Raw genomic sequence first — 22,166 nt, 5'->3', positions numbered from 1 at the left:
GAAAGGTTAAGGCGGCGCGCGGCAAGTCTTTGATTTGGCGGGTGAATTTCCTTGACTTTGGCGTCCGGTCCGGTGTAGGACTTGTGACATGATGGAACAGGTGGGCAAGCGGCAGGGGTGACACCCCTCGCCGCTTTTGCCTTTTCCGCCGTTCGGGTTGGCAGGGGGCGGAGTTCTATGCGGGACAGGGAAGGGGGACCGGCGCCCCCGACGCAGGCGGAAATCCTGGAGCGGGCGTTGCGGGTGTTCGAGCGGGCCGCCGAGGAGGTGGCGCTGGCGATCGGTCGGCTGAGGGCGAACCATGCGGACGGGCCGCAGCGGACGGTGCAGGCCGTGCGCGAGTTGCAGGCCGCGCTGATGGTGCTGATGGACGAGAGGGTGAAAGTTGACAGGCTTCGCAGTGAAGTTGCCGGCGTCGTCGGAGAGCGTGCTCTCGACCTCGACGCTGCGCGCGATGAGATCGGGCGCCGTCTGGCTCGCCTCCGCGACGCCGGAGACGGTGCATGAGTTCCTGTCGGGGTTGAGCGACGGGGCCTTTCTGGCGCTGCCCTGGCTGTTCGAGTTCTGGGCGCTGCCGCACCAGATCGCCCCCGACGGGGCGTGGCGGACATGGGTGGTGATGGGCGGGCGGGGCGCGGGCAAGACGCGGGCGGGCGCGGAATGGGTGCGCGCGCAGGTCGAGGGCGCGGGGCCTGCGGATGCGGGGCGCGCGCGGCGGGTGGCGCTGGTGGGCGAGACGGTGGATCAGGTGCGCGAGGTGATGGTCTTTGGCGAGAGCGGGATCATGGCCTGCGCGCCGCCCGACCGGAGGCCGGTGTGGGAGGCGGGGCGCAAGCGGCTGCTCTGGCCCAATGGTGCGGTGGCGCAGGTGGTGTCGGCGCATGATCCCGACAGCCTGCGCGGGCCGCAATTCGATGCGGCCTGGGCGGATGAGCTGGCCAAGTGGCCCAAGGCGCAGGAGACCTGGGACATGCTGCAGTTCGCACTGCGGCTGGGGCCGCTGCCGCAGGCGGTGGTGACGACGACGCCGCGCAATGTGGCGGTTCTGAAGGCGGTGCTGAAGAACCCGTCGACCGTCGTCAGCCATGCCCCGACTGAGGCGAACAAGGCCAATCTGGCGGCGTCCTTCCTGCACGAGATGGAGGCGCGCTATGGCGGCACGCGGCAGGGGATGGAGGAGCTGGAGGGGCTGCTGGTCGAGGATGCCGAAGGCGCGCTGTGGAGCCGCGAGGTGATCGCGCGGGCGCAGGGTGGCAAGGCCGAAGGGTTGACCGAGGTGGTCGTCGCCGTGGACCCGCCCGCCAGTGCGGGGGCCGCGGCGGATGAATGCGGCATCCTTGTCGTGGGCGCCTGTCTGGAGGGGCCGCCGCAGGAATGGCGGGCGGTGGTGATCGAGGATGCGAGCGTCCAGGGCAAGGGGGCGGCGGAATGGGCGGCGGTGGCCGTCGATGCCTTCCGCCGCCATGGCGCGGACCGGATGGTGGCCGAGGTGAACATGGGCGGCGATCTGGTCGCCGCCGTGATCCGCCAGCAGGACGCGTTCCTGCCGTTGAAGATGGTGCGGGCGAGCAAGGGAAAATCGGTGCGCGCCGAACCCGTTGCCGCGCTTTACGAGCAGGGGCGGGTGGCGCATCTGGCGGGTCTGGGCCGGCTGGAGGCGCAGATGGGGCAGATGACGCGGGGCGGCTATGTCGGGCGCGGATCGCCCGACCGCGTGGATGCGCTGGTCTGGGCCTTGACCGATCTGATGCTGGATCGGGCGGGCCGCTGGCGGCGGCCGCAGGTGCGGTCGCTGTAGGCTTTTCGACGGATTTGGACGGGGAACCGGACGCCTGTGGCGGGCCGGAGGGTGGAGGCGTGCATGGTGTTGCGGTTTCTGAGGAAGGCGCCCGAGGTGGCAGCGGTGGAGCGCAAGGCGAGTGCGGCGGGGCGCGTGATCGCCTGGGGCACGTCGGGGCGCGTGGCCTGGTCGGCGCGGGATACGGGATCGCTGGGGCGCACGGGGTTCATGGGCAATCCCGTGGGGTTCCGCGCGGTGCGGCTGATCGCGGAGGCGGCGGCGGCGCTGCCCGTGGTCGTGCAGGATGCCGAGCGGCGCTATGACGTGCATCCGCTGGCGGCGCTGCTGGCGCGGCCCAATCCGGCGCAGGGGCGGGCGGAGCTGCTGGAGGCGGTCTATGGGCAGATCCTGCTGACGGGGAATGCCTATCTGGAGGCGGTGCCGGGGGAGGGCGCGCTGCCGTCGGAGTTGCACGTGCTACGGTCGGACCGGATGGCGGTGGTGCCCGGCGCGGATGGCTGGCCGGTGGGGTATGACTATTCGGTGGGGGGGCGGACGCACCGTTTCACGCTGGGCGGCGGGGTGGTGCCGGTCTGCCATATCCGCAGTTTCCACCCGCAGGACGACCATTACGGGTTTTCGCCCCTGCAGGCGGCGGCGGTGGCGATCGACGTGCATAACAGCGCGAGTGCGTGGTCAAAGGCTCTTCTGGACAATGCGGCGCGGCCTTCGGGGGCGATCGTCTATCGCGGCGCGGACGGGCAGGGGCTGAGCGAGGACCAGTACGAGCGGCTGGTGGCCGAGATGGAGGCGCATCATCAGGGCGCGCGCAATGCGGGGCGGCCGATGCTTCTGGAAGGGGGGCTGGACTGGAAGCCGATGGGGTTTTCGCCCAGCGACATGGAATTCCAGAAGACCAAGGAGGCGGCGGCGCGCGAGATCGCCACGGCCTTCGGCGTGCCGCCGATGATGCTAGGGATACCGGGGGATGCGACCTATGCCAATTATGCCGAGGCGAACCGGGCGTTCTACCGGCTGACGGTGCTGCCGCTGGCGGGGCGGGTGCTGGCGGCGGTGTCGCATTGGCTGGCGGGGTTCACGGGCGAGGCGGTGGAGATGCGGCCCGATCTGGACCTGATCCCCGCGCTGGCGGTGGAGCGGGATGCGGCCTGGGCGCGGGTGGCGGCGGCGGATTTCCTGACGGCGGCAGAGAAGCGGCGGGCGCTGGGTCTGCCGCCGGTCGAGGCGGAATGAGCGGGCGGTCCCCGCGCCCTGCGGGCGGGTCGCGGTTCCTGTTCGACAGTTTCGACGCCGCCGCCGCGCGGATCGAGGCGAACGAGCGGGTGGCCGAGGAACGCTGGGCCGCGCTGGATTACCGGCTGGCCCATATCGAAGGGTCGCTGGAGCGGCTGGAGCGGCGGATCTGGGTGATGGTCTACGGGGTGGCGGCCTTCCTGCTGGCGCAGGGGGCGGAGGCGGTGCTGTCGGCGGCGATGGGGAGATGAGGATGGGACTGGAGCGGAAGTTCACCGCAGGCGAGGGCGGGCTGGTGGTCGAGGGCGCGCGGGTGGCGGGCTATGCCTCGGTCTTCGGGGTAGCGGATCAGGGCGGGGATGTGGTGCTGGCGGGGGCCTATGGCGCGTCGCTGGCGCGGCTGGCGGCGGCGGGGCGGCGGGTGAAGATGCTGTGGCAGCATGACCCGGCCCAGCCCATCGGGGTCTGGGACGAGGTGGTGGAGGATGCGCGCGGGCTGCGGGTGTCGGGGCGGTTGCTGACCGGACTGGCGCGCGGTCGCGAGGCGGCGGAGCTGCTGGCGGCGGGGGCGATCGACGGGTTGTCGATCGGCTATCGCACGGTCAGGGCCGAGCGGGACGGGCGGGGGCGGCGGCTGCTGGCCGAGGTCGATCTGTGGGAGGTGTCCTTGGTGACATTCCCCATGCTGCCCGAGGCGCGGGTGGCGGCGAAGGGGGCGCATCCCCTGCGCGAGGTGGCGGCGGCGCTGCGTGCGGCGCGGGCCGGTTTGGCGGCGCGGTGATCCCGCGTCTTTGAGGGAAGGATACGGCATGGACGAGCGGAACGGACCCGCCGGGATGGACCCGGACGGGATGGCGGCGGCGTTGGACGTGAAGGACGCGCTGGAGGGATTTCTGGGCGAGGTCAGGGAGTTCCAGGGCGAGGTGAAGGCTTTGGTGAAACAGCAGGAAGAGCGTGTGGTGATGCTGGACCGGAAGATGACGGGTTACGGGCGTCCGCCCCTGTCGCAGGCGGCCGAGGTGGGGGTGCCCCATCGCAGGGCCTTTGGCGCCTATCTGCGGACGGGCGATGATGACGGGCTGCGCGGGCTGGTGCTGGAGGGGAAGGCGATGACGTCTTCGGTCGCGGCGGATGGCGGCTATCTGGTCGATCCGCAGACGGCCGAGACGGTGAAGTCCATGCTGGTCTCGACCGCGTCGCTGCGCGCCATCGCGCAGGTGGTGCAGGTGGAGGCGGCGTCCTTCGACGTGCTGGTGGACCGGTCCGAGGTCGGGTCGGGCTGGGCGACCGAGACGGGGGCGCAGGCCGAGACGGCGACGCCGCTGCTGGAGCGCGTGTCGATCGCGCTGCACGAGCTGTCGGCCATGCCGAAGGCGAGCCAGCGCCTGCTGGATGACAGCGCCTTCGACGTGGAGGGCTGGCTTGCGGGCAAGATCGCGACGCGGTTCCTGCGCGCGGAATCGGCGGCCTTCGTCAGCGGGGATGGCGTGGACAAGCCGCGCGGGTTCCTGACGGTGCCGAAGGTGGCGAATGCGACCTGGGCGTGGGGCAGTCTGGGCTATGTCCCGTCGGGGGCGGCGTCGGATTTCGCGACGACCAATCCGGCGGATTGCATCATCAACCTCGTCTATGCGCTGGGGGCGGAATACCGCGCCAACGCGTCCTTCGTGATGAATTCCAAGACCGCCGGCGCGGTGCGGAAGATGAAGGATGCCGACGGGCGCTTCCTGTGGTCGGACGGGCTGGCGGCGGGGGAGCCTGCGCGGTTGATGGGCTATCCGGTGCTGGTCTGCGAGGACATGCCGGATATCGCCGCCAATGCCCATGCCATCGCCTTCGGCGATTTCCGCGCGGGTTACACCATCGCGGAACGTCCCGACCTGCGCATCCTGCGCGATCCGTTCAGTGCCAAGCCGCATGTCCTGTTCTATGCGTCCAAGCGCGTGGGGGGCGACGTGACCGACTATGCGGCGATCAAGCTGTTGAAATTCGCGGTGTCGTAAGCGGTGTGGGGCCGGTCCCGCAGGGGGCCGGCCCGGTTTTTTCGCGGGTGTCGGTGCGGAGGCGGTGATGGTGTTGGAAGAGGTCGGGGCGGTGCCGGATGCGGTGCTGCCGGTGGCGGCGCTGGCGGGGCATCTGCGGCTGGGGACGGCCTTTGAACCCGAGGGGTTGCAGGCGGGGTTGCTGGCAAGCCACCTGCGCGCGGCGATGGCGGCGATCGAGGCGCGGACGGGAAAGGCGCTGATCCGGCGGGGGTTCCGGCTGCGGCTGGAACGCTGGCGCGAGGCGGGGGTGCAGCCGCTGCCCGTGGCGCCGGTGGCGGTGCTGGGCGAGGTGGCGGTGATCGGCGCCGATGGCGCGCGGGTGGTCGCGGAGGCGGGGCGCTTTGCACTGGTGCCCGATGCGCATCGGCCAAGGCTGGTGGCGGTGGCGGGCGCGCTGCCCGCGATCCCTGCGGGCGGGCATGTGGAGATCGGGCTGACGGCGGGGTTCGCCGCCCTGTGGGAGGATGTGCCGGACGATCTGGCGCAGGCGGTGCTGCTGCTGGCCGCCGAGTTCTACGAGAACCGGCACGATCCGGGCGACGGGCGGGGCGGGATGCCTGCCTCGGTGCTGGCGCTGATCGGGCGGTGGCGGACGGTGCGTCTGCTGGGCGGGGGTGGCGCATGAGCGGGCCGCGGCTGGACCGTCCGCTGGTTCTGGAGGCGATGGAGCGCGCGGGCGACGGGGCGGGCGGCTGGGTGGAGACATGGGTTCCGCGCGGCACGCTCTGGGCACATGTGCGGCCCGGGGCGGGGCGCGAGGCGGCGGGGATGGGGGCGGCAGCCTCGGTCCAGGCGTTGCGGATCGTGGTGCGGGGGCTGGCGCAGGGGCATGCGCTGCGGCCCGTGGCGGGGCAGCGGTTCCGCGATGGGGCGCGGGTGTTCCGCGTGCTGGCTGTGACCGAGAGCGACGGGACGGGGCGGCATCTCTTGTGTTCCGCCGAGGAGGTGACGGGATGAGCTATCGGGCGGCGGGGGCGGTGCAGGCGGCGGTGCATGCCGCGCTGGCGGGGCATCCCGATCTGGCGGGCGTGCCTGTGGTGGATGCGGTGCCGACGGGGGGCGGGACGGGAACCTTCGTCCTGATCGGACCGGAGGAGGCGCGGGATGCATCCGATGCGACGGGGGCGGGGGTGGCGCATCGGGTGGATGTGTCGGTCCTGTCGGACGCGGCGGGGTTTCTGGCGGCCAAGGCGGCGGCGGCGGCGGTCTGCGACGCGATGGAGGGGCTTTCGCTGCCCGCGCCTGCGGGGCGGGTGGTGGGCGTGGCCTTCCAGAAGGCGGTCGCGCGGCGGCTGGAGGACGGGGCGGTGCGGCGGATCGATCTGGCGTTCCGCGTGCGGGTGGATTTCTAGGAGGGCGCGATGGCGGTTCAGAATGGCAAGGACCTGTTGCTGAAGGTCGATCTGACGGGGGACGGGCAGTTCGAGACGGTGGCGGGGCTGCGCGCGACGCGCATCAGCTTTAACGCCGAGACGGTGGATGTGACCTCGCTGGAAAGTGCGGGGGGGTGGCGCGAGCTGCTGGCGGGCGCGGGCGTGCGGTCGGCGCAGGTGAGCGGGGCGGGGGTGTTCCGCGATGCGGGCACGGATGAACGCGCGCGGCAGATCTTCTTTGACGGCGAGATGCCCGAATTCCAGGTCATCATCCCCGATTTCGGCGTGGTGGAGGGGCCGTTCCAGATCACCGCGATCGAATATGCGGGGAGTTTCAATGGCGAGGCGAGTTACGAGCTGACGCTGGCCTCGGCCGGGGCTTTGACCTTTACGGCGCTGTGATGGCGAACCCTTTTGCGGGCGAGGTGGAGGTGGTGCTGGACGGGGTTCCGCACCGCGCGAAGTTGACGCTGGGGGCGCTCGCCGAGCTGGAGGCGCTTTTGGGCGAGGGGTCGCTGATGGAGCTGGTGGCGCGGTTCGAGGCTGGGCGGTTTTCCAGCCGCGACGTGCTGGCGCTGCTGGTGGCGGGGTTGCGCGGGGGCGGCTGGCGGGGCGGTGCGGGCGATCTGGTGACGGTGGAGATCGGCGGCGGCCCCGTGGGCGCGGCGCGGGCGGCGGCGGAGTTGCTGGCGCGGGCCTTCGCGATGCCGGGCGAGGGGGCATGATGGATTGGGCGGGGCTGATGCGGGCGGGGATCGGGGGGCTGCGGTTGCGGCCTGCGGAGTTCTGGGCGCTGACGCCTGCGGAGTTGCGGCTGATGATGGGGATGGGGGCGGCCTTGGTGCCGCCCCTGTCGCGCGCGCGGCTGGAGGAACTGGCGGCGGCGTTTCCGGACAGGGAGAGGGCGGATGGAGAATGACGGGCTGGCGGCGCTGGAGGCGCGGCTGGAGGGGGCGGTGCCGGTGACGGTGGCCTTCGAGCAGGAACTGGCGCGGCTGGGGCAGACGATGCTGTTCACGGGGCGCGAGGTGTCGAGCCTGTCGGGGGCCTTGGGAACGGGGCTGCGGCGGGCCTTTGACGGGGTGGTGTTCGACGGGATGCGGCTGTCGGATGCTTTGAAGGGCGTGGCGCAGTCGATGGTGGGGGCGGTCTACAACGTCGCCATGCGGCCTGTGCAGAATGCGGTGGGCGGCGCGCTGGCCGAGGGGATCAACGCGATGCTGTCGGGGGTGCTGCCCTTTGCCAAGGGGGGGACTTTCTCGGCGGGGCGGGTGATGCCCTTTGCCAAGGGGGGCGTGGTCAGCTCTCCGGTCACCTTTCCCATGCGGGGCGGGATCGGGCTGATGGGCGAGGCGGGGCCCGAGGCGATCTTGCCGCTGGCGCGGGGCGCGGACGGGCGGCTGGGCGTGCAGGCGGGCGGCGGCGCAGGGCGGCCGGTGACGGTGGTGATGAACATCACCACGCCGGATGTGCAGGGATTCCAGCGCAGCCAGAGCCAGATCGCGGCGCAGGCGTCGCGGGCGCTGGCGCGCGGGCAGCGGAACAGGTGAGGGCGGGGCATGGCGTTTCATGAGGTGCGGTTTCCGGCGAACCTGAGTTTCGGGTCGACCGGCGGGCCGGAGCGGCGGACCGAGATCGTCACGCTGGCCAACGGGTTCGAGGAGCGCAACACGCCATGGGCGCAGTCGCGGCGGCGCTATGACGCGGGGCTGGGGTTGCGGTCGCTGGACGATGTGGCGGCGCTGGTCGCGTTCTTCGAGGCGCGGCGGGGGCAGCTTTACGGGTTCCGCTGGAAGGACTGGGCGGATTTCAAGTCGTGCCGGCCTTCGGGGACGGTGTCGGCGCTGGATCAGGTGCTGGGGACGGGGGATGGCGAGACGCGGGAGTTCGCGCTGGCCAAGACCTATGACCCGGACGGCAATGCCTATCGCCGCCCGATCCTGAAGCCGGTGGCGGGGACGGTGCTGGTGGCGCTGTCGGGCGATCCGCAGGTCGAGACGGTGGATTACACGCTGGATACAGCGGCAGGGGTGGTGCGCTTTGCGCTGGCGCCCGATCTGGGGACGGTGATCACGGCGGGGTTCGAATTCGACGTGCCGGTGCGGTTCGACACGGACCGGATCGCCGTGTCGGTGGCGTCCTTTCAGGCGGGCGAGGTGCCGTCGGTGCCGGTGGTGGAGGTGCGGATTTGAGCGGGCTGGTAGAGCATCTGGCGGGCGGGGTCACGACGACCTGCTTCTGCTGGGAGGTGGTGCGGCGGGACGGGGTCCGGATGGGGTTCACCGATCATGACCGCGATCTGGCCTTCGGGGGCGTCGTGTTCCGCGCGGGCACGGGACTGACGGCGCGGGCGCTGCAACAGGTGGCGGGGCTGGCGGTGGACAATTCCGAGGCGGCGGGCGCGCTGTCGGACGAGGGGATCGCGGAGGCGGATCTGCGGGCGGGGCGTTTCGACGGGGCAGCGGTGACGATGTGGCTGGTCAACTGGGCCGATCCGGAGCAGCGGATGCTGCGCTTTGCCGGAAGCATCGGCGAGGTGGCGGAAAGCGACGGGGCCTTCCGCGCCGAGCTGCGCGGCCTGACGGATGGCCTGAACCGTGTGCAGGGGCGGGTGATCCAGTCCGCCTGCGACGCGGTTCTGGGCGATGCGCGCTGTGGCGTTGCGCTGGAGGGTGCCGACTATGGCGGGGCCTATCGCATCGTGGCGCTCCGCGAGCGGCGGGTGCTTGTGGTGGCGGGGGGGGCGGGCTTTGCGGCGGGGTTCTTCGCGCGGGGGCGGTGCCGGTTCACGGGTGGCGCGGCGGCGGGGCTGTCTGGCGACATCAAGACCGACCGCTTCGGCCCCGAGGGGCGCGAGATCGAGCTGTGGCAGGAACCCGGCGCGCTGCCTGCGGTGGGCGACGCGGTCGATCTGCGGGCGGGATGTGACCGGACGGCGGCGACCTGCCGGACGAAATTCGCCAATTTTGCCAATTTCCGCGGCTTTCCCGATGTGCCGCGCGAGGACTGGATCGTCGCCTCGCCCCCGCGCGAGGTGGCGGCGGGGAGGGGCGGATGAGCGCGCGGGTCGTCACGGCCGCGCGGGGCTGGATCGGGACGCCCTATCTGCATCAGGCGAGCGTCAGGGGCGTCGGGACAGATTGTCTGGGCCTGTTGCGCGGGGTCTGGCGCGAGGTCGTGGGGCCCGAGCCCGAACCCGTGCCGCCCTATACCGCCGACTGGGACGAGGCGGCGCGGGCCGAGGTTCTGGCGCAGGCCGCCGCGCGCTGGCTGCGGCCGGTTCCGGCGGGGCAGGAGGGCGAGGGGCAGGCGCTGCTGTTCCGGATGCGGTCCGATGCCGTGGCAAAGCATCTGGGCATATCGGCGCGGCGCGACGGGATGGAGACGTTCATTCACGCCTATAACGGCCACGGGGTGGTGGAGAGCCCCCTTTCGGCCCCATGGGCGCGCCGGATCGTGGCGCGCTATTCCTTTCCGATTCAGGAGTGAGCGATGGCGACGATCCTACTGGGGGCGGTCGGTGCCTTCATCGGTGGAGGCTTCGGCGGCACGGTGCTGGGGCTGTCGGGGGCGGTGATCGGGCGTGCGGTGGGGGCGACGCTGGGGCGTGCGATCGATGCGCGGCTGATGGGGGCGGGGTCCGAGCCGGTGGAAGTGGGCCGGATGGACCGGCTGCGCGTGATGGCGTCGGGCGAGGGTGTGGCGCTGCCGGTGCTCTGGGGCCGGATGCGGGTGGGTGGACAGGTGATCTGGGCCGGTCCCTTTACCGAGACGGTCACGACGACGGGCGGCGGCGGGAAGGGCGCGCCGAGCCCGACTGTCACCAGCTACAGCTATGCCGTGAGCTTTGCCGTCGCCCTGTGCGAGGGGGAGATCACGGGGATCGGTCGGGTCTGGGCGGACGGGTCCGAGATCGACACGTCCAAGCTGGAGATGCGTGTCTATACCGGTTCCGAGACGCAGCTGCCCGACCCCAAGATTGCCGCCGTGCTGGGCACTGAAAACGCGCCCGCCTATCGTGGCACCGCCTATGTCGTCTTCGAGAACCTTGCGCTGGCGCCCTTTGGCAACCGCGTGCCGCAGATGAGTTTCGAGGTGATCCGTCCCGCGCAGGGGCCACTGGCGGAGGAGGTGGAACCCTTTGCCGCGGCGATACGCGCCGTCGCCCTGATCCCGGGAACGGGGGAATACACGCTGGCGGAACGCACGGTGCGGATGGGCAGTGGGCTGTTCGCCTCGGGCCGCGCCGTCAACCGTCACAGCGCGGGGGGCGGGAGCGATCTGGCCGTCTCGCTGCGCCAGTTGCGGCGCGAGCTGTCGCAGTGCGGGTCGGTGTCGCTGGTGGTGTCGTGGTTCGGGGACGATCTGCGCTGCGGGCAGTGCAAGCTGCGCCCGAAGGTGGAGCAGAGGGCAAGCGACAGCCGCGACATGCCGTGGCGGTCGGGCGGGATCGCGCGATCGGCGGCGGCCGAGGTGCCGCAGCGCGAGGGGCGGCCGGTCTATGGCGGAACGCCCGCCGATGCGGCGGTGGTCGAGGCGATCCGCGCGATCCGTGCGGGCGGGCAGGAGGTGATGTTCTATCCCTTCATCCTGATGGACCAGCTGGCGGGCAATACGCTGCCCGATCCCTACGGGGGCACGCAAGGACAGCCTGCGCTGCCGTGGCGCGGGCGGATCACGCTGTCCACCGCGCCGGGACGGGCGGGGACGCCGGACCGGACGGCGGCGGCAGAGGCGGAGGTGGCGGCCTTTTTCGGCGCGGCCCAGCCGTGGCACTTCTCTCGCAGTGGCGGGCGGGTGAGTTACAGCGGTCCCGCGACGGATTGGGGATTCCGGCGGTTCATCCTGCATTACGCGCATCTTTGCGTGCTGGCAGGCGGGGTGGATGCCTTTTGCATCGGGTCCGAGCTGCGCGGATTGACCGAGATACGCGGCGCGGCGGACAGTTTTCCGGCGGTGGCGGCGCTCTGCCAGCTGGCGGCGGAGGTGCGGGCGATCCTCGGTCCGGATTGCGCGATCAGCTATGCGGCGGACTGGAGCGAGTATTCCGGCTTTGCCCGCGACGGGAACCGCTATTTCCATCTGGACGATCTGTGGTCGCATCCGGCGGTGGATTTCGTGGGGATCGACAATTACCTGCCCCTGACCGACTGGCGCGACAGCGAGGCGCAGGCGGATGCCGCGCGGTCGGCCCATGACCTGCGTTACCTGATGGCCGGGGTCGAGGGGGGCGAGGGCTATGACTGGTACTATTCCTCGGTCGAGGGGGAGGCGGCGCAGCGGCGCGAGCCCATCACGGATGACGCGGGAGAGCCGTGGATCTGGCGCGTGAAGGATATGCGGAACTGGTGGGCGCAGCCGCACCATCCGCGCATCGACGGCGCGCGGTCGGAGCAGCCGACGGGCTGGGTGCCGATGTCCAAGCCGATCCGGTTCACCGAATATGGCTGCGCGGCGATCGACCGCGGGACAAACCAGCCCAACCTGTTCTTCGACGGGGTCTCGTCGGAATCGGCGCTGCCGCGGGCCTCGACGGGGCAGCGGGACGATCTGGCGCAGATGCAGTATTTCCGCGCCATCAACGCCTATTGGGGCAGGGCGGGGGTGAATCCCGTCTCGCCGCTTTATGGCGGGCCGATGATCGACATGGCGCGCGCCCATGCCTGGGCGTGGGATGCGCGGCCGCATCCGGCCTTTCCGCTGCGGACGGATGTCTGGTCGGACGGGCCGAATTACGAGCGCGGGCACTGGCTGAACGGGCGGGCGACGGCGCAGCCGGTGGGGGCCGTGGTGGCCGAGATCGTGGGGCGCGCGGGGCTGCCCGCGCCGGATCTGGACGGGTTGACGGGACTGGTGCGCGGCTTTGCGGTGGGCGAGCCTGCCACGGCGCGCGCCGCGCTGCAGCCGCTGATGCTGGCGGTGGGGTTCGATGTGGCCGAGCGCGCGGGCAAGGTGGCCTTTCGTGACCGGACCGCGCGGGTCGACCATGTGCTGGACCGGGCGCGGCTGGTGGCGGATGGCGAGGCGGCGGTGACCGAAACCCTGCGCGGGTCGGATGCCGAGGGTGCGGCGCGGGTGCGGGTGGTCACGCTGGACGCGGGCGGTGATCTGGACCGCAGCGTGGTCGAGGCGCAGCGCGAGGGAAGCTTTGGCGCGGTGCAGGATCAGGAGGTGCCGCTCGCCCTGCTGCCGGACGAGGCGCAGCGTCTGGCCGACCGCTGGCTGACCGAGGTGCGGGTGTCGCGGGATAGCCTGCGGATGACCCTGCCCCGGTCGGCCCTGCCGCTGTCGGTGGGGGATGTGGCACTGCTGGACGGGCGGCGCTGGCGGATCGACCGCATCGAACAGGCCGAGGCGCTGGCGGTCGAGGCGGTGCGGGTGGAGCCGGGGGTCTATCTGCCCGGCCCCGAGGGGCGGCGGAGCAGCCGTGCCGCGCGCTTCGATCCGGCGGGTCCGGTCTGGCCCGTCTTCCTCGACCTGCCGCTGATGACGGGGCAGGAGCAGCCGCACGCGCCGCATCTGGCGGTGACGGCCGAGCCATGGCCGGGGCGGGTGGCGCTGTGGTCGTCGGATGGCGGGGCCGGGTTCCAGCTGGACGGCACCTTCACCGCGCGGGCGGTGATCGGGCAGACGCAAGAGCCGCTGGCCGCCGCGCGGGCGGGGCTGTGGGATCGCGGACCGGCGCTGCGGGTGCGCTTTGCGGCAGGCGCAGTATCGGCGGCGGCCGAGCGGGCGGTGCTGAACGGGGCCAATCTGGCGGCCATCGGGGATGGCAGCGCGTCGGGGTGGGAGTTGTTCCAGTTCGCCGGTGCCGAGCCGGTGGGAGCGGGGGAATGGGCGCTGGGGATGCGTCTGCGCGGACAGTTCGGCAGCGATGCGGGGATGCCCGATCTCTGGCCCGCGGGCAGTCTTGTGGTGCTGATGACGCCCGCAGTCGGCCAGATTTCCCTGTCGCCAGAAAAACGCGGGCTGCAGCGGACATGGCGGATCGGCGATGCCGCGCAGGGCTTTGACGATGCCGATGTCGTGGAACGGATCGACAGTTTCGACGGGATCGGTCTGCGTCCCTATTCGGTGGCGCATCTGCGCGCGCGGGCTGTGGCGGGTGGTACCGAAATCCGCTGGATCCGCCGCACGCGGGTGGACGGCGACAGCTGGACCGCCCCCGAAGTTCCGCTGGGCGAGGAGCGCGAAGCCTATGTCCTGCGGCTGGAGCGGGGCGGTGCCGTGCTGCACGAGGTGGAGACGACCGTTCCGGTCTGGCTTTACCCCGCTGCATGGCGGGCGGCGGATGGGCCGGGGGTGGTGCTGAGGGTGGCGCAGCTTTCGGCGCGTTTCGGGGCGGGGCGGTTCCGCGACCTTGCGCTCTGATGCGGCGGGTGGTGGCGGGCGATCTTCTGGTCGCGGCGGACCGTCTGGCGGGGCAGGCCGATCCGGCGCGGCTGGCGGGGCGATGGGTGGACGAGGCCCACGCCGCCCACCGCTATATGCGCCGTTTCGGCAGGGCGCATCCGCGCTGGGGCAATGGCAGCCTGATGGCGCGGGTGCTGGCCGAGGGTGGGGTGCCGTCGCGGCCGCTGGACAGGCCCGCGCTGCAGGCTCTGGCGGCTGTCTGCGGGGCGATCCTTGCGCGGGTCGGTGACGGCTTGGCCTGTCCCTGCATTTGCCTGTATGATAGAAGCGAAGTCCGGAACGGAGGGCACCGCATGGCCGAGATCAAACCGAAAGTCACCGCCGTCGATCCGGTCTGGACCCGCGTCTGCGACGAGGCGCGCGACGCCATTGCGGCGGAACCGCTGCTGGGCGGGCTGATCCATTCCAGCCTTCTGCACCATTCCGGCATGGAGCGCGCGCTGGCCTACCGCTTTTCGCTGAAGCTTGCCTCGGGCGAGATGAGCGAGCAGATCCTGCGCGAGATCGCGGATCAGGCCTATGACAGCGATCCCGAACTGGGTGCCGCGGCGCGGGCCGACCTGATGGCGGTCTATGACCGCGATCCCGCCTGCCACCGCTTCATCCAGCCCATCCTGTTCTTCAAGGGCTATCAGGCCGTGCAGGCCTATCGCATCGGCCATTGGCTGTGGACCGAGGGGCGCAAGGATCTGGCCTATTTCGTGCAGATGCGGGTGTCCGAGGTATTTGGGGTGGACATCCACCCCGCAGCGAAGGTGGGCAAGGGGCTGATGATCGACCATGCCCATTCCATCGTGATCGGGGAAACCGCAGTGGTGGGCGACAACGTGTCGATGCTGCATTCCGTCACGCTGGGCGGGACAGGGAAAGAGGATGGCGACCGCCACCCGAAGATCGGCAATGGCGTGCTGATCGGGGCGGGGGCGAAGGTGCTGGGCAACATCACCATCGGCAACTGCTCGCGCATCGCCGCCGGTTCGGTGGTGTTGCAGGACATCCCGCCGATGAAGACTGTGGCGGGTGTGCCTGCCAAGATCGTGGGCGAGGCGGGATGCTCGCAACCCGCGGTGTCGATGGACCACAAGCTGACGGGTTGCGTCGACTGCGACTGACCTGTCCTGCGGGCAAAGCAAAACCCCCGGAAGCGCTGGCTTCCGGGGGTTTTTTCCTGTCCCGCGCGTGGCTCAGGCCAGCATCGCCATCGGGTTTTCCAGATTGTCGACGATGGCTTGCAGGAGTTGCGCCCCCAGCGCGCCGTCGATCACGCGGTGATCGACCGACAGCGTCATGGACATGACCGTCGCCACGCCGATCGTGCCATCCTTCATCACCACCGGCTTCTTGATGCCCGCGCCCACGGCGAGGATCGCCCCGTGCGGCGGGTTGATGACGGCATCGAAATTCTCGATCCCCATCATCCCGAGGTTCGAGATGGCGAAGCTGCCGCCCTGATATTCGTGCGGGGCGAGCTTCTTGGTCTTGGCGCGCGTCGCCAGATCCTTCATTTCCGCCGAGAGCGCCGAGAGCGATTTCTGCTGCGCGTCCTTCAGGACGGGGGTGAAGAGGCCACCGTCCACCGCCACCGCAACCGCCACATCCGACGGTTTCAGCTTCAGGATACGGTCGCCCGCCCAGACGGCATTGGCATCCGGCACCGCCTGCAACGCCAGCGCACAGGCCTTGATGATGAAGTCGTTGACCGACAGCTTCACGCCGCGCGGTTCCAGCTGCTTGTTGATCTGTTCGCGGAAGACCATCAGCGCGTCCAGACGCACCTCGCGGCGCAGGTAGAAATGCGGGATGGTCTGCTTGGCCTCGGTCAGGCGGGCCGCGATGGTGCGGCGCATGCCGTCCAGCGGCATTTCCGTGAACTCGCGGCCTTGGTACATCTTCAGCACCGTTTCCGCCGCCGGACCCGCAGGCATTGCCGCAGGCGCTGGGGCCGCCGTGACAGGGGCCGCCGCTGCCGGAGCGGACGCAGCCGCCATGGGCTTTGCCCCCTCGACATCCGCCTTCACGATGCGGCCATGCGGGCCGGAGCCTGCAACCTTGGTCAGGTCCAAACCCTTTTCCGCCGCGATGCGACGGGCCAGAGGCGAGGCAAAGACCCGCGCACCGGCGACCTTGGGGGCCGCAGGCGCAGGGGCCGCCGCCGCGACCGGAGCCGCCGCAGGGGCAGCAGCAGCCGGAGCCGCCGCCTTCACCGGCGCGGGCGCGGCATCGGCGCTTTCGCCCTCTTCGACCAGCACCGCGATGGGCGTGTTGACCTTCACCCCTGCCGTCCCTTCGGAGACGAGGATGCGGCCCACGATCCCCTCATCCACGGCCTCGAATTCCATCGTGGCCTTGTCGGTTTCGATCTCTGCGATGATCTGGCCGGATTTGACGGTATCGCCTTCCTTGACCAGCCATTTTGCCAGCGTCCCTTCCTCCATCGTGGGGGACAGGGCGGGCATCAGGATTTCGGTTGCCATGATCCCCTCCCTTACCGGTAGCAGACGGATTTGACGGCGGCGACAACCTCGGCGGTCGTCGTCAGGGCCAGTTTTTCAAGGTTCGCCGCATAGGGCATCGGCACGTCTTTCCCTGTGCAGTTCACCACAGGCGCGTCCAGATGGTCGAAGGCGCGCTGCATGATCGTCGCGGCGATATGGTTGCCGATGGAACCCACGGGGAAACCTTCCTCGACCGTCACGCAGCGGTTGGTCTTCATCACCGACGCCAGCACCGTGTCATAGTCGATGGGGCGCAGGGTCCGCAGGTTGATGACCTCGGCGCTGATCCCCTCTTTCGCCAGTTCTTCCGCCGCCTGCAGCGCATAGGTCAGGCCGATGCCGAAGGAGACGACGGTCACATCCGTCCCCGCCCGCAGGATCGACGCCTTGCCGAAGGGGATGGTGAAATCGCCCTCGGCGGGCACCTCGAAGGACCGCCCGTAGAGGATTTCGTTCTCAAGGAAGATCACCGGATTCGGATCGCGGATCGCGGATTTCAGCAGACCCTTTGCATCCGCCGCCGAATAGGGCATCGCCACCTTGATCCCCGGAATGGCCGCATACCATGCGGCATAGTCCTGGCTGTGCTGTGCCCCCACCCGCGCCGCCGCCCCGTTCGGGCCGCGGAACACGATCGGGCTGCCCATCTGCCCGCCGGACATATAGAGCGTCTTGGCCGCCGAGTTGATGATATGGTCGATGGCCTGCATTGCGAAGTTGAAGGTCATGAATTCGACGATGGGCCGGACCCCGCCCCAGCTTGCGCCGACCGCGATACCGGCAAAGCCGTGCTCGGTGATGGGGGTGTCCACCACGCGCTTGGCCCCGAATTCGTCCAGCAGACCTTGGGAAATCTTGTAGGCGCCCTGATATTCGCCCACTTCCTCGCCCATCAGGAAGACGGACGGATCGGCGCGCATCTCTTCGGCCATCGCCTCGCGCAGCGCCTCGCGGACCGTCATGGTCTTGGTCGGCACGCCTTCGGGCAGGTCGGAATGGGGCCAGCCCTGCGCCGCCACGGGGGCAGGGGTCGCCGCCGGAGCCGCCTCCGCCGGAGCGGAGGCCGCAGGCGCGGAAGCCGGAGCCGCCGCCGCAGCGGGGGCAGGGGCCGCATCGGCCTTTTCACCCTCTTCCACCAGCACGGCGATGGGCGTGTTCACCTTCACCGCCGCCGTGCCTTCGGCCACCAGCAGCTTGCCCACGATCCCTTCATCCACGGCCTCGAATTCCATCGTGGCCTTGTCGGTCTCGATCTCGGCGATGATCTGGCCGGATTTGACCACATCACCCTCTTTCACCAGCCATTTGGCCAGCGTGCCTTCCTCCATCGTCGGAGAAAGCGCGGGCATCAGAACTTGCGTTGCCATCTGTCTTTCCCCCCTTACGCGTAGATATCCGTCCAGAGCTCCTCAAGCGGGGGCTCCGGGCTGTCCTTGGCGAACTCGGCGCTTTCGTTGACCAGCGCCTTGATCTCCTTGTCGATCGCCTTCAGATCGTCGTCCGAGGCAAGGCCGCCCTGCAGCAGCAGGTCGCGCACATGCTCGATCGCGTCCTTCTCCGACCGCATCTTCTCCACCTCTTCCCGCGTCCGGTATTTGGCCGGGTCCGACATGGAATGGCCGCGATAGCGGTAGGTCATCATTTCAAGGATATAGGGACCATTCCCCGCGCGGCAGTGCGCCACGGCCTTCTCGCCCGCCGCCTTCACCGCCAGCACATCCATGCCATCCACCTGCTCGCCCGGAATGCCATAGGCCAGACCCCGCCCGAACAGCGTGGTGGACTTGGTCGACCGCTTCACGCTGGTCCCCATCGCATACTGGTTGTTCTCGATGACAAAGATCACCGGCAGCGACCAGAGCTCGGCCATGTTGTAGGTCTCGTAGACCTGACCCTGGTTCGCCGCACCATCGCCGAAATAGGCAAACGTCACGTTGTCATTGCCCAGATACTTGTCGGCAAAGGCCAGACCCGCGCCCAGCGGCACCTGCGCGCCCACGATCCCGTGGCCGCCGTAGAAATGGCGCTCCTTCGAGAACATGTGCATCGACCCGCCCTTGCCCTTGGAATAGCCGCCGATGCGCCCCGTCAATTCGGCCATCACGCCCTTGGCATCCATCCCGCAGGCCAGCATATGCCCGTGATCGCGGTAAGAGGTGATGCGCTTGTCGCCCTCTTTGGCCGCGGCTTCCAGCCCCACGACCACCGCCTCCTGCCCGATATAGAGGTGGCAGAACCCCCCGATCAGGCCCATCCCGTAAAGCTGTCCCGCCTTCTCCTCGAACCGGCGGATCAGCAGCATCTCGCGGTAGAATTTCAGCAATTCGTCCTTCGACACATTCGGTCGATCGGCTGGCATCTTCGCGGCCATCGGCGGTGTCCTCCCCTCGGCTGGCTGTAAAAGTAGTTCAACGTTAAACGACCCATACAGCATCGGGGTTTCTTGGGTCAAAACAAAAAACCGGACAGATCACCGCATCCGCGCATGGCAGCCATGCATCAGGCGAAAGGGTGCCGCGGCCCGCCCGGGGGGCGGACCTGACGGTCAGGACGGACGGGGAAGGGGGAGGGCGCTACAGCCGCCCGATCCGTTCGGTCAGCAGGGCATAGAAGCCGTCGGCATCGACCGACCCGATGAACAGCGCATTGGCCGGACGGTCGGTCACGCCCCACCAGTCGGCCACCGTCATGCCCAGCGTCAGTTCGGACTGCGTCTCGATCTCGACATTGATATGCCGCCCCGCAAACAGCTCGGGCCGGATCAGATAGGCGATGACGCAGGGGTCATGCAGCGGCGCGCCCTCGCTGCCGTATTTCTGCATGTCGAAGCGTTCGAAGAAATCCGTCCACTCCGCCACCATCCGCCCCGGCTCGTTGCCCAGCGCGCGGAACGCCTCGACCCGCGCCCGCGTGGTCAGCGCCTTGTGCGTCACATCCAGCGGCATCACGACCAGCGGCACGCCCGACCGGAAAACGATCCCTGCCGCCTCGGGGTCGACATAGATGTTGAACTCGGCGGCGGGGGTGATGTTGCCCACCTCGAAATAGGCGCCACCCATCAGCACGATCTGCTGCACCCGCCCCACGATATCCGGCGCGCGCTCGAAGGCTGTGGCGATGTTGGTCAAGGGACCAAGAGGGCAGAGCGTCACCGTATGCGCCGGTTCGCGCCGCAGCGTGTCGATGATGAAATCGACCGCATGCTCGGCCTGCAAGGGCATCACCGGATCGGCCATCTGCGGCCCGTCCAGCCCCGTCTTGCCATGCACATGTTCCGCCGTGACCAGCTTGCGCCGCATCGGCCGGTCGCAGCCCGCAAAGACCCGCATGTCGGGCTTGCCCGCAAGTTCGCAGACGATCCGCGCATTCTTCTGCGTCAGCGCCAACGGCACGTTCCCCGCCACGGCGGTGATGCCCAGCACCTCCACATCCCCGGGGCTGGCCAGCGCCAGAAGGATCGCCACGGCATCATCCTGACCGGGATCGGTGTCGATGATGATCTTTCTCGGCTGTGTCATCTTGTGTCCTGTCCTGCTCGCGCGGCGCAGGAAAACCGAAGGCGCGATTATTGTCCAGACGGTCAAGGAAAAAGGGGGGCGCAAGGGCCCCCCTTTGGCGTCCTGTGGCCCGTCGCGGCGGATCAGCCGTCGAAATCCACCTGCTCCACCAGCTTCAGCGCGTCGGGGCGCAGCTTCGCCACCTCGGTCAGCGCCATGCTGTCCGGCGTGAATTCGCCCCAGCTTGCCACGAGTTCCGACTTGGCCACGCCGGGCTTCACGGGGAATTCGCTGTTCGTCTCGGCATAGATGCGCTGCGCCTCGTCGCCCGACAGCCATTCCATGAATTTCAGCGCCGCCTCGCGGTTCGGCGCGGCCTTGGTCATGGCGATGCCCGACACGTTCAGATGGGTGCCGTCGCCTTCGAAGACGGGAAAGTCGATCCGCACCGCCTCGGCCGCCGCCTGCTGCTCGGGGTCTTTCAGCATCTGGCCGATGTAATAGGTATTGCCGACCGCGATGTCGCATTCGCCCGCCGCAATGGCCTTGACCTGGTCACGGTCGCCGCCATCGGGCTTGCGCGCCAGATTGGCCTTCACGCCTTCCAGCCAGGTCCGCGCGTAATCCTCGCCATGATGGGCGATCATCGCGGCCACCAGCGCCACGTTATAGTCATTGGTCCCCGACCGGATGCAGATGCGCCCCTGCCATTTCGGGTCCGCCAGATCCTCATAGGTCGTCACCTCGCCCGGGGCCACGCGGTCCTTGCTGGCATAGACGATCCGCGCGCGGCTGGTCAGGCCGAACCACTGGTCCCCCGCATCGCGCAGCGTCTCGGGGATATTGGCCTCCAGCACGTCCGACTGCACGGCCTGCGTCACCCCCGCATCCACGATCTGCGTCAGCCGCGCGATGTCGACGGTCAGCACCAGATCGGCGGGCGACCGGTCGCCCTCGGCCACCAGACGCTCGGCCATCCCCTTGTCCACGAAGGCCACATTGACGGTGATCCCCGTCTCGGCGGTGAAGGCATCGACCAGCGGCTGGATCAGCTCGGGCTGGCGGTGGGAATAGACGTTGATCTCCTCGGCCAGCGCGGGAAGGGCGGTGGTGGCAAGGGCAAGGGCCAGAAACGGAAGGCGCATTGTCGAGTCCTTTGGTCAGAAATCCGATGCGGGTGATAAACCTTACAATTTCACTCAGGTCAATATCCGAGTGAAATGCTAAACAAAAAAGTGAGCATCCCTGTGACAGGTCGAGGACGGAGGAAAGGCGCCAGTGGCGCGTTTCGTCCGTCCGCCGGTAGGGGCGCGCATGACCCGCCGGGGCGGGCGCCTCTGGCGCACGACCCGTGGGGGCGGGTCGTGCGCGGCCCGTGGCTTTGGGCCACGGGCCAAACCCCACCGTTGCGAAAAGCTTCAGGTTTTCCCCGCCTTCTCCTCCGCCTTCGCGCGGTTCCACAGCGCATCCATCTCGGCCAGATCGCTGTCCGCAGGCCGCTTGCCCGCCTCCTCCAGCCAATCCTCGATCCGCCCGAAGCGCCGCGTGAACTTCGCATTCGCCCCGCGCAGGGCCGCCTCGGGGTCCACCCCCAGATGCCGCGCCAGATTGGCCATGACGAACAGCAGGTCGCCGAATTCCTCCTCCACCTCCGCCGCCGTCAGCCTCTCCCGCGCCTCCACCAGCTCCGCCGCCTCTTCCGCGATCTTCGCCACCACCTCGTCGGTCGAGGGCCAGTCGAACCCCACCCGCGCCGCGCGCTTTTGCAGCTTCACCGCCCGCGTCAGCGCAGGCAGGCCCAGCGCGACGCCCTCCAGCACCCGCGCTGGCCCCCGTTCGGCGGCCTTGATCCGCTCCCAGTCGGCGGTCTGCTGCGCCGCGCTCTTCTCGCGGCTTTCGTCGCCAAAGACATGCGGATGCCGCGCCACCATCTTGTCGGCAATCGCCCGCACGACATCGTCAAAGGCGAACAGCCCCGCCTCCTCGGCCATCTGCGCGTGATAGACCACCTGCAACAGCAGATCGCCCAACTCGCCCGGCAATTCCCCCCAGGCCCGCCGCGTGATGGCGTCGGCCACCTCATGCGCCTCCTCGATCGTATAGGGCGCGATCGAGGCGAAATCCTGCTCGATATCCCACGGGCACCCCGTCACCGGATCGCGCAGCGCCCGCATGATCGCGCGCAGCCTGTCCATCCCCCCTTCGGGATCATTGATCAGCTTCCCGCCTGCCGTCGCGTCACTTTCAGGTGCGGCCATTGCAGCCCCCTCCGTTTTAAGATTTGATCAAAGACCACCACGCGCAAGGAA

At 69.4% G+C, this 22,166-nt stretch carries 24 protein-coding genes and 1 pseudogene; 19 read left to right on the top strand and 6 right to left on the bottom strand.

The window, feature by feature from the left end; translation table 11 throughout:
* Window positions 1-177: 177 nt before the first annotated feature.
* The 19 genes and pseudogenes from GU927_RS00305 (at window position 178) to cysE (ending at window position 14,977) form a co-directional block, all read left to right on the top strand.
* A complete protein-coding gene (locus GU927_RS00305) occupies window positions 178-507 on the top strand; it encodes a hypothetical protein (protein WP_232489076.1) in 330 nt (109 codons plus the stop codon).
* On the top strand, window positions 455-1,798 hold the full coding sequence (locus GU927_RS00300; RefSeq protein ID WP_161760209.1) for a DNA-packaging protein: 1,344 nt from the start codon (window positions 455-457) through the stop codon (window positions 1,796-1,798). Before GU927_RS00305 ends, GU927_RS00300 begins: the two co-directional genes overlap by 53 nt.
* 63 nt (window positions 1,799-1,861) lie before the next feature.
* Window positions 1,862-3,034 (top strand): phage portal protein, encoded by a 1,173-nt coding sequence (locus GU927_RS00295; protein ID WP_161760208.1) that lies wholly within the window; start codon window positions 1,862-1,864, stop codon window positions 3,032-3,034.
* The gene (locus GU927_RS00290; RefSeq protein ID WP_161760207.1) at window positions 3,031-3,285 is read left to right on the top strand and encodes a GTA head formation protein, RCAP_rcc01685 family; all 255 of its coding nucleotides are present in this window, start codon (window positions 3,031-3,033) and stop codon (window positions 3,283-3,285) included. Before GU927_RS00295 ends, GU927_RS00290 begins: the two co-directional genes overlap by 4 nt.
* Before the next feature lie 2 nt (window positions 3,286-3,287).
* A complete protein-coding gene (locus tag GU927_RS00285) occupies window positions 3,288-3,815 on the top strand; it encodes an HK97 family phage prohead protease (protein WP_161760206.1) in 528 nt (175 codons plus the stop codon).
* A 28-nt stretch (window positions 3,816-3,843) separates the two neighbouring features.
* On the top strand, window positions 3,844-5,037 hold the full coding sequence (locus GU927_RS00280) for a phage major capsid protein (protein ID WP_232489075.1): 1,194 nt from the start codon (window positions 3,844-3,846) through the stop codon (window positions 5,035-5,037).
* 67 nt (window positions 5,038-5,104) lie between these two features.
* Window positions 5,105-5,704 (top strand): head-tail connector protein, encoded by a 600-nt coding sequence (locus GU927_RS00275; RefSeq protein ID WP_161760205.1) that lies wholly within the window; start codon window positions 5,105-5,107, stop codon window positions 5,702-5,704.
* Complete coding sequence (locus GU927_RS00270) at window positions 5,701-6,036, top strand: head-tail adaptor protein (protein WP_161760204.1); 336 nt, start codon at window positions 5,701-5,703, stop codon at window positions 6,034-6,036. Before GU927_RS00275 ends, GU927_RS00270 begins: the two co-directional genes overlap by 4 nt.
* The gene (locus tag GU927_RS00265) at window positions 6,033-6,431 is read left to right on the top strand and encodes a DUF3168 domain-containing protein (protein ID WP_161760203.1); all 399 of its coding nucleotides are present in this window, start codon (window positions 6,033-6,035) and stop codon (window positions 6,429-6,431) included. The genes GU927_RS00270 and GU927_RS00265 overlap by 4 nt, the downstream gene beginning before the upstream one ends.
* Window positions 6,432-6,440: 9 nt before the next feature.
* A complete protein-coding gene (locus GU927_RS00260; protein ID WP_161760202.1) occupies window positions 6,441-6,854 on the top strand; it encodes a phage major tail protein, TP901-1 family in 414 nt (137 codons plus the stop codon).
* Window positions 6,854-7,177, top strand: a complete 324-nt coding sequence (locus GU927_RS00255; RefSeq protein WP_161760201.1) for a gene transfer agent family protein — start codon at window positions 6,854-6,856, stop codon at window positions 7,175-7,177. Before GU927_RS00260 ends, GU927_RS00255 begins: the two co-directional genes overlap by 1 nt.
* Window positions 7,174-7,371, top strand: a complete 198-nt coding sequence (locus tag GU927_RS00250) for a rcc01693 family protein (RefSeq protein WP_161760200.1) — start codon at window positions 7,174-7,176, stop codon at window positions 7,369-7,371. Before GU927_RS00255 ends, GU927_RS00250 begins: the two co-directional genes overlap by 4 nt.
* Window positions 7,361-8,002 carry a phage tail tape measure protein gene (locus GU927_RS00245; protein ID WP_161760199.1) on the top strand — a complete coding sequence of 214 codons (642 nt, stop codon included), beginning with the start codon at window positions 7,361-7,363 and terminating at the stop codon, window positions 8,000-8,002. Before GU927_RS00250 ends, GU927_RS00245 begins: the two co-directional genes overlap by 11 nt.
* A gap of 9 nt (window positions 8,003-8,011) precedes the next feature.
* Window positions 8,012-8,644, top strand: coding sequence for a DUF2460 domain-containing protein (locus GU927_RS00240; protein WP_161760198.1), 633 nt, complete (start codon window positions 8,012-8,014; stop codon window positions 8,642-8,644).
* A complete protein-coding gene (locus GU927_RS00235; RefSeq protein ID WP_161760197.1) occupies window positions 8,641-9,510 on the top strand; it encodes a DUF2163 domain-containing protein in 870 nt (289 codons plus the stop codon). Before GU927_RS00240 ends, GU927_RS00235 begins: the two co-directional genes overlap by 4 nt.
* A complete protein-coding gene (locus tag GU927_RS00230; protein WP_161760196.1) occupies window positions 9,507-9,941 on the top strand; it encodes a peptidase in 435 nt (144 codons plus the stop codon). Before GU927_RS00235 ends, GU927_RS00230 begins: the two co-directional genes overlap by 4 nt.
* Window positions 9,942-9,944: 3 nt before the next feature.
* Complete coding sequence (locus GU927_RS00225) at window positions 9,945-13,823, top strand: baseplate multidomain protein megatron (RefSeq protein WP_161760195.1); 3,879 nt, start codon at window positions 9,945-9,947, stop codon at window positions 13,821-13,823.
* Window positions 13,730-14,053, top strand: a pseudogene (locus tag GU927_RS20745) (DUF7742 family protein); the annotation flags it as partial. The gene GU927_RS00225 and the pseudogene GU927_RS20745, both read left to right, overlap by 94 nt.
* A 105-nt stretch (window positions 14,054-14,158) precedes the next feature.
* Entirely contained in the window at window positions 14,159-14,977 is an 819-nt protein-coding gene (gene cysE / locus GU927_RS00220; RefSeq protein WP_161760725.1) for a serine O-acetyltransferase, read from the top strand.
* A 72-nt stretch (window positions 14,978-15,049) separates the two neighbouring features.
* On the opposite strand, the gene GU927_RS00215 is transcribed toward cysE, so the two are convergent.
* The 6 genes from GU927_RS00215 to mazG all read right to left on the bottom strand — a co-directional run bounded on the left by GU927_RS00215 (window position 15,050) and on the right by mazG (window position 22,115).
* Window positions 15,050-16,339, bottom strand: coding sequence for a pyruvate dehydrogenase complex dihydrolipoamide acetyltransferase (locus tag GU927_RS00215; RefSeq protein WP_161760194.1), 1,290 nt, complete (start codon window positions 16,337-16,339; stop codon window positions 15,050-15,052).
* A gap of 11 nt (window positions 16,340-16,350) precedes the next feature.
* A complete protein-coding gene (locus tag GU927_RS00210) occupies window positions 16,351-17,727 on the bottom strand; it encodes a pyruvate dehydrogenase complex E1 component subunit beta (protein ID WP_161760193.1) in 1,377 nt (458 codons plus the stop codon).
* Window positions 17,728-17,741: 14 nt separating this feature from the next.
* Window positions 17,742-18,731, bottom strand: a complete 990-nt coding sequence (gene pdhA / locus GU927_RS00205) for a pyruvate dehydrogenase (acetyl-transferring) E1 component subunit alpha (protein ID WP_161760192.1) — start codon at window positions 18,729-18,731, stop codon at window positions 17,742-17,744.
* A 202-nt stretch (window positions 18,732-18,933) separates the two neighbouring features.
* The gene (locus GU927_RS00200; protein ID WP_161760191.1) at window positions 18,934-19,878 is read right to left on the bottom strand and encodes a nucleoside hydrolase; all 945 of its coding nucleotides are present in this window, start codon (window positions 19,876-19,878) and stop codon (window positions 18,934-18,936) included.
* Window positions 19,879-20,000: 122 nt separating this feature from the next.
* On the bottom strand, window positions 20,001-21,002 hold the full coding sequence (locus tag GU927_RS00195; RefSeq protein WP_161760190.1) for a Fe(3+) ABC transporter substrate-binding protein: 1,002 nt from the start codon (window positions 21,000-21,002) through the stop codon (window positions 20,001-20,003).
* Window positions 21,003-21,275: 273 nt separating this feature from the next.
* Complete coding sequence (mazG, locus tag GU927_RS00190) at window positions 21,276-22,115, bottom strand: nucleoside triphosphate pyrophosphohydrolase (RefSeq protein ID WP_161760189.1); 840 nt, start codon at window positions 22,113-22,115, stop codon at window positions 21,276-21,278.
* Window positions 22,116-22,166: the final 51 nt, after the last annotated feature.

Source organism: Paragemmobacter amnigenus, assembly GCF_009908265.2.
GTDB lineage: Bacteria > Pseudomonadota > Alphaproteobacteria > Rhodobacterales > Rhodobacteraceae > Paragemmobacter > Paragemmobacter amnigenus.
The sequence above is the reverse complement of the archived record's forward strand: the minus strand, read 5'-3'. Positions and strand labels throughout refer to the sequence as shown.

Coding starts and splice junctions, on each gene's coding strand:
- GU927_RS00305 (WP_232489076.1), top strand. CDS start 178: ATGCGGGACAGGGAAGGGGGACCGGCGCCCCCGACGCAGGCGGAAATC.
- GU927_RS00300 (WP_161760209.1), top strand. CDS start 455: ATGAGATCGGGCGCCGTCTGGCTCGCCTCCGCGACGCCGGAGACGGTG.
- GU927_RS00295 (WP_161760208.1), top strand. CDS start 1,862: ATGGTGTTGCGGTTTCTGAGGAAGGCGCCCGAGGTGGCAGCGGTGGAG.
- GU927_RS00290 (WP_161760207.1), top strand. CDS start 3,031: ATGAGCGGGCGGTCCCCGCGCCCTGCGGGCGGGTCGCGGTTCCTGTTC.
- GU927_RS00285 (WP_161760206.1), top strand. CDS start 3,288: ATGGGACTGGAGCGGAAGTTCACCGCAGGCGAGGGCGGGCTGGTGGTC.
- GU927_RS00280 (WP_232489075.1), top strand. CDS start 3,844: ATGGACGAGCGGAACGGACCCGCCGGGATGGACCCGGACGGGATGGCG.
- GU927_RS00275 (WP_161760205.1), top strand. CDS start 5,105: ATGGTGTTGGAAGAGGTCGGGGCGGTGCCGGATGCGGTGCTGCCGGTG.
- GU927_RS00270 (WP_161760204.1), top strand. CDS start 5,701: ATGAGCGGGCCGCGGCTGGACCGTCCGCTGGTTCTGGAGGCGATGGAG.
- GU927_RS00265 (WP_161760203.1), top strand. CDS start 6,033: ATGAGCTATCGGGCGGCGGGGGCGGTGCAGGCGGCGGTGCATGCCGCG.
- GU927_RS00260 (WP_161760202.1), top strand. CDS start 6,441: ATGGCGGTTCAGAATGGCAAGGACCTGTTGCTGAAGGTCGATCTGACG.
- GU927_RS00255 (WP_161760201.1), top strand. CDS start 6,854: ATGGCGAACCCTTTTGCGGGCGAGGTGGAGGTGGTGCTGGACGGGGTT.
- GU927_RS00250 (WP_161760200.1), top strand. CDS start 7,174: ATGATGGATTGGGCGGGGCTGATGCGGGCGGGGATCGGGGGGCTGCGG.
- GU927_RS00245 (WP_161760199.1), top strand. CDS start 7,361: ATGGAGAATGACGGGCTGGCGGCGCTGGAGGCGCGGCTGGAGGGGGCG.
- GU927_RS00240 (WP_161760198.1), top strand. CDS start 8,012: ATGGCGTTTCATGAGGTGCGGTTTCCGGCGAACCTGAGTTTCGGGTCG.
- GU927_RS00230 (WP_161760196.1), top strand. CDS start 9,507: ATGAGCGCGCGGGTCGTCACGGCCGCGCGGGGCTGGATCGGGACGCCC.
- GU927_RS00225 (WP_161760195.1), top strand. CDS start 9,945: ATGGCGACGATCCTACTGGGGGCGGTCGGTGCCTTCATCGGTGGAGGC.
- cysE (WP_161760725.1), top strand. CDS start 14,159: ATGGCCGAGATCAAACCGAAAGTCACCGCCGTCGATCCGGTCTGGACC.
- GU927_RS00215 (WP_161760194.1), bottom strand. CDS start 16,339: ATGGCAACCGAAATCCTGATGCCCGCCCTGTCCCCCACGATGGAGGAA.
- GU927_RS00210 (WP_161760193.1), bottom strand. CDS start 17,727: ATGGCAACGCAAGTTCTGATGCCCGCGCTTTCTCCGACGATGGAGGAA.
- pdhA (WP_161760192.1), bottom strand. CDS start 18,731: ATGGCCGCGAAGATGCCAGCCGATCGACCGAATGTGTCGAAGGACGAA.
- GU927_RS00200 (WP_161760191.1), bottom strand. CDS start 19,878: ATGACACAGCCGAGAAAGATCATCATCGACACCGATCCCGGTCAGGAT.
- GU927_RS00195 (WP_161760190.1), bottom strand. CDS start 21,002: ATGCGCCTTCCGTTTCTGGCCCTTGCCCTTGCCACCACCGCCCTTCCC.
- mazG (WP_161760189.1), bottom strand. CDS start 22,115: ATGGCCGCACCTGAAAGTGACGCGACGGCAGGCGGGAAGCTGATCAAT.